This window comes from Cellulomonas bogoriensis 69B4 = DSM 16987 (genome assembly GCF_000767165.1).
Lineage (GTDB): Bacteria > Actinomycetota > Actinomycetes > Actinomycetales > Cellulomonadaceae > Actinotalea > Actinotalea bogoriensis.
This window is the reverse complement of sequence record NZ_AXCZ01000123.1, coordinates 1-8,269: the sequence shown is the minus strand read 5'-3', so window position 1 is coordinate 8,269 and position 8,269 is coordinate 1. Positions and strand designations below refer to the sequence as shown.

Below are 8,269 nucleotides of genomic sequence, written 5' to 3'. Positions count from 1 at the left end.
TCCGTTCCTCCCCGGCGGGGCGATGCAGAACATTACGTGCAGCCGGGCCTGTTGGCAACTGTGCAGGTCAGCGCGCTGTCGGCCCGGTCGGTCCCGCACTCGCGCGCCGGATCAGCACCGCCGGACGGCGCTCGTCGGCTCCACGCCGCGGACCACGAAGTTCACCGCGCACGGGTTCTCGACCACGCGGGCTCCGTCTGTCAGGCGCAGGTTCTGCAACGTCACGTCGCGGTTGTTGGGGAACTCCGACCGGGCCGCCAGGCGCACGTCCCCGCCCGACACGGTTCCCCCCGACGTGGCGAGCGACACGTTGTAGCAGTTCTCGATGAGCACGGGGTTGTTGCCGGTTCGGGTCAGCTCGACCCGGTCGATGACGACGCCACCGCTCTCGGAGACGCAGAAGATGCCGCGCCCGCCGCCCTGGGCGCGCACTGTCCCCACGCGGATGTTCGTCGGGTAGCCGGTGCCGACCCTTCCGTTGCGGTTCGCCATCCGCAGTGCCGCGTACCCGGTGCCCGTTCCCGCCCCCACGGCGTCGACAAGCCCGACGTCGGCGTGGGTCGTGTCGTTCAGGAGCAGGCCCGAGTACCCGGTCGACCTGGCCGTGACCGACCCGACCCGTAGCCCGTCGACCCCGTAGGTCTCCACCCCGTGGGACCCGGTGCCCTGGACGTAGACGTCGTCGATCCTGATGTTGCGCGACCGTTCGGCCCGGTTGCCGTGGTTGTCGATGCGGATCCCCAGGCCGGCGCCGTTCAGCCTCAGGTCGATCTGGCCCAGATGGACGTCGGTGACGTTGCGCATGAAGATCCCGTACAGAGGCGTCCCCGTCACCCGTAGGCGCGTCACCTCGACGTCGCGCACGCCCCTGGCGTAGACCACCGCCTGGTCGCCCGACCCGCTGCCGGTCACGTTGATCGTCCCGCAGACCTCGAGGGCGGTGTGGCTCGGTAGCGAGATGCGGCTCCCGGCGGACATCGTGCCGGACCCGCGCACCACGACCCTCTCCCGCGTGGTGCGCCCGGGCGTCAGCGACCCGATCGCCGCCTGCACGGCCGAGCGCATGTCCGGGCCGCTGTACACCTGACGCCCGCCGTTGCGGGCGATCCACGTGCCGCCCTGCTGCACCGCCTCGGCGCGGTACGAGCCGGAGCACTCGGCCCCCTGCGCGGCGGGGGCCGCGACGACCGGGACCCCGACGCTCATCACGGCCGCGGTGGCCAGGGCCACGAGCCTGCGCCTGGCCCGGGAGGATCCGTCGTTCCCGACGGGGGGCCGGATGGTCGAGGCGTCCATGGTCGCTCCTTCGCGCTGTGCCGCTCGCTCGCCGCTCACCTGCAGCTGACGTCGGCGACTCTAGGGACGAACCCCGCCATACCTCCCACGAAACGGTTAAGGCGCGGCCGTCACGCGCGCCACGGGTCGGTCATCAACCAGCGGTCCCACTGCGACATCCGGGCGAGCACCGCCTGGGCCGAGGTGTACCGCATCTCGGCCTTCTCGGCAGCGGTCACCCCGACGAGCTGACGGAACGCCACCGGCCCGCAGGGCGTGCCGATCGACCCCAGGCGCACGTCCGGCGTGACGGCGAGCACCGTCAACGACGTGGGCGGCGCGTCACCGAGCCGGGGGTAGCCCGTGACCGCCTCGTGCAGGTCGACCAGATCCCCCTCGAGCAGGACCTGCCGTGTGAACCGCGCGTGCTGGGCGATCTCGTCGATCATCGTGAACGGCCACAGGGGGACGTCGTACCGGATGTCACGGGGAACGCGCATCGTGAGCTCGAAGCCCCAGCCGTCGGCGGCCGGGTCGTGCTCGATCACGGGCCGGAACAGTGCCGTCAGGCCGTGCGTCACGTAGTGCCAGTGGTCGCCGGCGTCGTACGCGGAGCAGCCGACCTGCTGCCGACCGAACTCGGGAGGGGTGGTGTACCCGACATGACGCGGCACAGCCCTGCCGTACAGCAAGGTCATGACAGCGTCGATCGACTCCCAGTCGGAAGTCAAGGCAGCGTCACGGTGGTGGACGGGTGCGCGGTCGAGGAGGGCCATTGGCTCACGCTAGGTGAGCCAGGTCACGAGAACCGGTTCTCCACAGGCCAGGGTCCCCTGTCAGGAGGGGGGTCGACACGTAGGGTGCGACACGACGTCCCGCGCTCACCGGAGATCCCATGACCCAGCCCACCGACGGCACCTCACGCCCCGCGCCCGTGCGCACCCGCCGCAACCCCAACAGCCTCGCCGACACCGCCCTCGTCCTCGGCATCGTGGCGGTCCTGCTCAGCTGGTTGCCGTTCGTCGGGCTCCTGGGTGTCGTCGGTGGCGCCGTGGGAGCGGTCGTCGGCACCCGGGCGCTGCGGCGCGCACGCGACAAGGGTTACGGCGGGCTCGGCACCGCCCGCAGCGGCATCGTCCTCGGCGCCGTCGCCGTCGTCCTCGGGCTCGCCTCGACGACCGTCGGGGTCTGGTACTTCACCACCACCGAGGCCCCGCCCCTGGTCGTCGAGCCCGGGGATCCCTCGGACCTGGCGGGCGACGAGATGGGGCCCAATGACGGGGACCCGCTCGGCCCCCTCGACGGACTCGTCCGGCCCGACGCCGACGACCTCCCGGCCGAGGCCACCGACGAGGTCGCCACGAACCCGATCACGGCCGAGCCCCTCGCCACCATGTTCACCCGCACCGGTATGCCACTGCGGCTGGACCACGTGGCCCTGGACCCGCGGGCCGTGGACACCACCCGGGAACGTGAGGGGGACGACGGGGCCGCCGCCACCGCCGTCCTCGCGCTCGCCGCCTGGCGTCACACCTACGTCACCGGCGACGACACCCTCATGCGGTCACTGGTCGACCCCGACTGCGTGTGGTGCGACCACGCCGCCGCGAGCGCGGTCGCCGACCCGCTCGCACCCGAGGACGGCCGCTACCTGATCATGTCGGTGGCGCCGCTGCGGATCGAGACGCAGACCGCGGGCACCGAAGCCGCGCGAGTCCTGATCGCGCTGGAGTCCTCGGTGGTGGAGGTCACCGACGAGGACGGCGTGCCGCACGTCAGCGCCACCGAGCCGCACCGGATGGCCTACACCGTCGCGCTCGAGCAGCAGGAGGACCGGTGGACGGTGACGGGGGTGGGTCGGGAGGAGTGGACGCCCGCCCACGGCGGGGAACGCTGAGGGAAGGTCGCCGGGCGCGGGCGACCCGCCGAGGAGCGGCCTGACGGTCAGCGGGAGGCGATGCGCTGGACCAGGTCGCGGGTCTCGGTGGCGGTCATCACCAGGACCTCCTTCTCCACCTGCGACCACGCCGCCGGGTCGGAGATGTGCCCCTCGGCGCGCTCGACGACGAACTCCGCCTGGGCCGCCAGGCACTGGGCCTGCTCGACGGGCGTCACGTGCCACGTGGTGGCGTTGCCCCGCAGGGGGTGGTGCCCGTGGAGCACGAGCGGGGGACCGACCACACGGGTCCCGGGGGTGAGCGTCCTGCCCATTCGACGGCCCTCCTTGGCGTACGGAGGCGACACGCCTCATGGAGGAGGATCGGCACCCGGGGCCCGCACCTGACCCGCGCCACCCGATCGGCGCAGCAGCATCACCCGCTCGCCGCGCGCCGACACCGGTGTGCGCCTAGCGTCGAGCGGGTCCGACCCCCGACCGGAGGTGTGCGGTGAGCCCCACGACGAACGACGACGCGACGACGACCCGACCGCTGGTCCTCGTGCTGCACGGAGCCCGGGGGGACCTCTCGCGGCGCATGGTCTACCCGGCGCTGGCGACGCTGCAGCGGCGCGGCCTGCTGCCCGAGCGGTGGGCGGTCCTGGGCACCGGTCGCGGGGAGCTCAGCGACGAGGACTTCGCGCAGGTGATCCGGGACGGGATCGAGGAGTTCGGGGCCGGTGACGACCTGGCCGAGGACGACGCGCGCGTCCTCACCGAGCACGCCCGTTACACGCGTGAGCTCACCGAGGACGACCCCGGGCAGTTCCCCGACACGTTGGCGGACCTGTGCCGCACCCTTGCCGACGGTTCCGGCGAGGACGTCGACGTCGTGCACTACCTGGCCGTCCCACCGGCGGCGTTCGTGCCCGTCACCCGCGCGCTGCACGCCCACGACCTGAACCGGGGCGTGCGGATCGTCTTCGAGAAGCCGTACGGGACCTCCCCGGAGTCGTTCCGCGAGCTCGACGACGTGGTGCACGAGGTGTTCGACGAGGAGCAGGTGTTCCGCATCGACCACTTCCTGGGGAAGGAGGCCACGCAGAACCTGCACGTGCTGCGCTTCGCGAACGAGCTGTTCGGGTCCGTCTGGGACCGCACGCACGTGGAGCAGGTGCAGGTCGACGTCCCCGAGACCCTCGACGTGGCGGGACGCGCGGAGTTCTACGACGCGACCGGCGCCGCGCTCGACATGGTCGTCAACCACCTGTTCCAGGTGGCGGCGCAGGTGGCCATGGAACCGCCGCACGACCTGGCGGCCGAGGACCTGGTCCACGCACGGGAGGACGCGATCGCGTGCTTCCGGCCCCTGGACCCCGGCACGGACGTCGTGCTCGGCCAGTTCGTGGGGTACCGGGACCTGGACGGGGTGGACGACGACTCCGGGACCGACACGTTCGTCGCGGTGCGCCTGTGGGTCGACAACCCCCGGTGGGAGGGCGTGCCGTTCCTGCTCCGCACCGGCAAGCGCATGGCCGATGACGCCCAGCGGGTCAGCCTCGTGCTGCGCCGGGACCCCGAGCACCTGTTCGGCGACGAGGTCCAGCACGGGGTCGTGTCGCTCTCCCTGGCCGGGGACGGCGCGATCGAGATCACGACCACCGTCAAGCGTCCCGGCCCGGACCTGCGCCTGAGCACCGGCACCGCACGCCTGGACCTGCAAGACGTGGACGGGGACGCCCTGCCGCCCTACGCCTCGCTGCTGGTCGACGTCCTCCAGGGTGACCGGAGCCTGTTCACCACACCTCGCGGGCTGGAGGCGGCGTGGGCCGCGTTCGAACCCCTGCTGGGAGACGACCGACCCGCCGTGCACCCCTATGCCCCGGGGTCCTGGGGCCCGAGCGAGGCGTGCGACCTGGCCGGTCCCGTGGGGTGGCTCCTGGGTCAGACAGACCCGACCTGAGCACGACCGGCCGTACCCGCGGGGTTGCTACGTTGGTGGCCCATGAGAACCAGGCGAGCACCCGAGGGCCGCGGCGGGGCGGACGCATGAGCGTCCTGGAGATCGACCACCTGAACAAGGCGTACGGGAGCCTGCGGGCGCTGACGGACATGACGTTCGACGTCCGCGCCGGCGAGATCTTCGGGTTCGTCGGCTCCAACGGTGCCGGCAAGACCACCACCATGAGGATCATGCTGGGGGTGCTCGCCGCGGACTCCGGCGAGGTCCGGTGGGACGGGCAGGTCCTGGACCTGCAGGCCCGCCGCCGCGTCGGCTACATGCCCGAGGAGCGCGGGCTGTACCCCAAGATGAAGGTCGGAGCGCAGCTGGAGCTCCTCGCCGGCCTGCACGGCATGAGCCGCGACGACGCCCGCGACGCCGTGCGCACCTGGACCGACCGCCTCGGGGTGGGCGCCCGTCGCGGTGACGACGTCGAGAAGCTGTCCCTGGGCAACCAGCAGCGGGTCCAGCTGGCCGCGGCGCTCGTCCACGAGCCCGACGTGCTCGTGCTGGACGAGCCGTTCAGCGGGCTGGACCCCGTCGCCGTCGACGTGATGAGCGCCGTGCTGCGAGAGCGGGCCGACGCCGGCGTCCCGGTGATCTTCTCCTCCCACCAGCTGGACCTGGTGGAACGCCTGTGCGACCGGGTCGGCATCGTCCGCGCCGGCCGCATGCAGGCGCTGGGCACGATCGACGAGCTCCGCAGCACCGACCAGGAGCGGTGGGTGCTGGACGTCGACGCCGACCAGCGGACCGTCCTGGCCCGGTTGTCCCAGGTGCCCGCGGCCACCGTCAGCCCCGGCGACGGTCGCACCGTGATGGTCCAGGCGCACCCGGGCGCGACCGACGTGACCGGTGCCGTGCTGCGTGCCGCCCTCGAGCTCGGTCAGGTCCGTGGCCTGACGCCCGTGCGCCCCAGCCTCACCGACCTGTTCCGGGACGTCGTCAGCGCGCAGGAACCCACGGCCACCGAGCAGGAGGTCAGCCGATGACCCGCCATCCCGTCCTGCTGGTCGCCGCGCGCGAGGTGCGCACCCGGGTCGCCACCAGGTCCACCCTGATCTCCCTGGGGATCATGGTGGTGGTGATCGTGGCCGGTGCGGTGCTGCTGTCGGTCTTCCAGGACCGGGACCAGGACGACGCACCCGACCTGCCCCTGGGGCTCGACACCTCGGTCGCCGTCCTCACCGAGCACCTGCAGGCGGCCGGCGAGACGTACGGGCGCACCGTCACCACCACGGCCCTGACCCCCGATCAGGGCACCGATGCGCTCACCGCCGACCCCCAGGACGGCACCGACACGGTCGCCGCGTACATCTCCGGAGACCCGCGGGCACCCGAGGTGCTCGTGGCCGAGACCGCCGACGAGGTCCTCCTGGAGATCGTGCGCGCGGCGGTCGTCCAGCACGTGCTCACCCAGGAGGTGGCCGACCTCGGCGGAGACCCCGACGCCCTCGCCACCGCCCTGGCCACGGCCGAGCCGCAGGTCAGCAGCGTCACGGATGCCGATGACGAGTTCGACCCGGTCGCGTACACGATCGCCGTCCTCATGATCTCCGTCCTGCTGTTCTCCCTGATCAGTGCCGGGTCCGTGATCGCGATGGGCGTGGTGGAGGAGAAGACCTCCCGTGTCGTGGAGCTGCTGCTGTCGACGATCAAGCCGTCCCAGCTCCTCGCAGGCAAGATCCTGGGCATCGGCGTCTTCGGCCTGCTCCAGGTCCTGGTGCTGGGTGGGGCCGCTGCCGCCGCGGCCCTCGCGACCGGGCTGGCCGACCGGTTCCAGGTCGACGTGGGCGGAGCTCTCGCTGCGCTGATCCTGTGGTTCCTGCTCGGCTACGCCCTCTACGCGCTGCTGTTCGGCGGGTTCGCGGCACTGGTGTCCCGACAGGAGGAGATCGGGGCGGTCACCACCCCCCTGATGTTCGTGCTGTTCGTGCCCTACTACGTGACGCTGTTCGTCGTGACGGGCGCCCCCGACGGGACCGTCGCGCGCGTCCTGACGTACATCCCCTTCACCGCACCGTTCGTCGTGCCCGTCCGGGAGGCGATCGGCACGGTGCCGGTATGGGAGGTCGCTGCCGGCGCGGCGGTCACCCTCCTGACGATCCCGGTGCTCGTGTGGCTGGCCGGTCGGGTCTACCGCAGGGCGGTCCTGCACACAGGTGGGCGGATGAAGTTGGGGACAGCGCTCAAAGGCTGAGGACAGACCACGGCAACCGGCGGAGTTGATCGTTAGCCTCAAGCCATGTTCCTGCTCGACGACGGCACCGTCGTCCACGGCGCGGCCGACCTGACGGCCGCGGCACGCTGCGAGTACGCGCTCGCACGCGTCCTCGACGTGCTCCTCGGGTGGACCGACCCCCTCGAGCTGCCGGCCGACGCCACCGAGGAGCCAGGGACCGACCTCGGCGGCGACCTGGAGGCCCTCGCCCTCGCCGACCACCTCGACCGGTACGGGCGCTGGCGCTCCCGCACCGGGCACGGGGTCGCGCAGATCCTCACCCCGGCGCCCGAGGACATGACCTCACGCAACGTCCTGGAGGCCAAGCACACCGAGACCGTCGCCGTGCTGCACGCCGGGGCGGACGTCGTGCACGGCGCGACCTTCTTCGACGGGGCGTTCCTCGGCCGGGCGGACTTCCTGGTCCGGCGCCGCAGCACCGTGCAGGGCCCGGCGCGATACGCCCCGCACGACACCCGCATGTCCAGGCACGCCAAGGTCGTGGCCCTGCTCCAGCTGGCCGCGCACGCCGACCAGCTGCTCACCGCAGGGTTCCACCACGCCGAGGACGTGCACCTGGTGCTCGGCGACCTGTCGACCACCCACCACCGGGTCGCCGACCTCCTCCCCCTCTACCGCGCCCGACGCCGACGCCTCGCGGACCTGGTCCGCTCCCGCACCGACGCGCAGGGACCCGCCGCGTGGGGTGACGCACGGTACCGGGCGTGCGGGACGTGCGCGGTCTGCCGACCCGAGGTCGAGCTCAGGGGCGAGGTGCTCCTGGTGCACGGACCGCACGACCCCCGCACCGCTCGGCTGCGCGCCGCAGGACTCACCACCCTCGAGCTGCTCGCCGCCGCCGACGACCCGGTGCCCGGACTGGAACCCGCCGACC

General features: G+C 72.5%; 7 protein-coding genes and 1 pseudogene. 5 read left to right on the top strand and 3 right to left on the bottom strand.

Going from position 1 to position 8,269, the window contains the following annotated elements; genetic code table 11:
- Positions 1-111: 111 nt before the first annotated feature.
- Positions 112-1,296: a hypothetical protein gene (locus tag N869_RS10765; protein WP_198026047.1), complete on the bottom strand. Its 1,185-nt coding sequence runs from the start codon at positions 1,294-1,296 to the stop codon at positions 112-114.
- A 110-nt stretch (positions 1,297-1,406) separates the two neighbouring features.
- The gene (locus tag N869_RS10760; RefSeq protein ID WP_052105418.1) at positions 1,407-2,051 is read right to left on the bottom strand and encodes a suppressor of fused domain protein; all 645 of its coding nucleotides are present in this window, start codon (positions 2,049-2,051) and stop codon (positions 1,407-1,409) included.
- Between the two features lie 119 nt (positions 2,052-2,170).
- On the opposite strand from N869_RS10760, the gene N869_RS16595 reads away from it, so the two are divergent.
- A complete protein-coding gene (locus N869_RS16595) occupies positions 2,171-3,172 on the top strand; it encodes a DUF4190 domain-containing protein (protein ID WP_052105416.1) in 1,002 nt (333 codons plus the stop codon).
- A 47-nt stretch (positions 3,173-3,219) separates the two neighbouring features.
- Here the strand turns inward: N869_RS16595 and N869_RS10750 are convergent, their stop codons facing one another.
- On the bottom strand, positions 3,220-3,486 hold the full coding sequence (locus tag N869_RS10750) for a hypothetical protein (protein WP_035061413.1): 267 nt from the start codon (positions 3,484-3,486) through the stop codon (positions 3,220-3,222).
- A 176-nt stretch (positions 3,487-3,662) separates the two neighbouring features.
- Here N869_RS10750 and N869_RS10745 point away from each other — a divergent pair, with 176 nt between their 5' ends.
- The 4 genes and pseudogenes from N869_RS10745 to N869_RS10730 all read left to right on the top strand — a co-directional run.
- Positions 3,663-5,114 carry a glucose-6-phosphate dehydrogenase gene (locus N869_RS10745; RefSeq protein ID WP_232229702.1) on the top strand — a complete coding sequence of 484 codons (1,452 nt, stop codon included), beginning with the start codon at positions 3,663-3,665 and terminating at the stop codon, positions 5,112-5,114.
- Between the two features lie 86 nt (positions 5,115-5,200).
- Positions 5,201-6,145, top strand: a complete 945-nt coding sequence (locus tag N869_RS10740; protein ID WP_035061411.1) for an ABC transporter ATP-binding protein — start codon at positions 5,201-5,203, stop codon at positions 6,143-6,145.
- Positions 6,142-7,353 carry an ABC transporter permease gene (locus N869_RS10735; protein ID WP_035061409.1) on the top strand — a complete coding sequence of 404 codons (1,212 nt, stop codon included), beginning with the start codon at positions 6,142-6,144 and terminating at the stop codon, positions 7,351-7,353. The genes N869_RS10740 and N869_RS10735 overlap by 4 nt, the downstream gene beginning before the upstream one ends.
- A gap of 45 nt (positions 7,354-7,398) precedes the next feature.
- Positions 7,399-8,269, top strand: a pseudogene (locus tag N869_RS10730) (TM0106 family RecB-like putative nuclease); the annotation flags it as partial.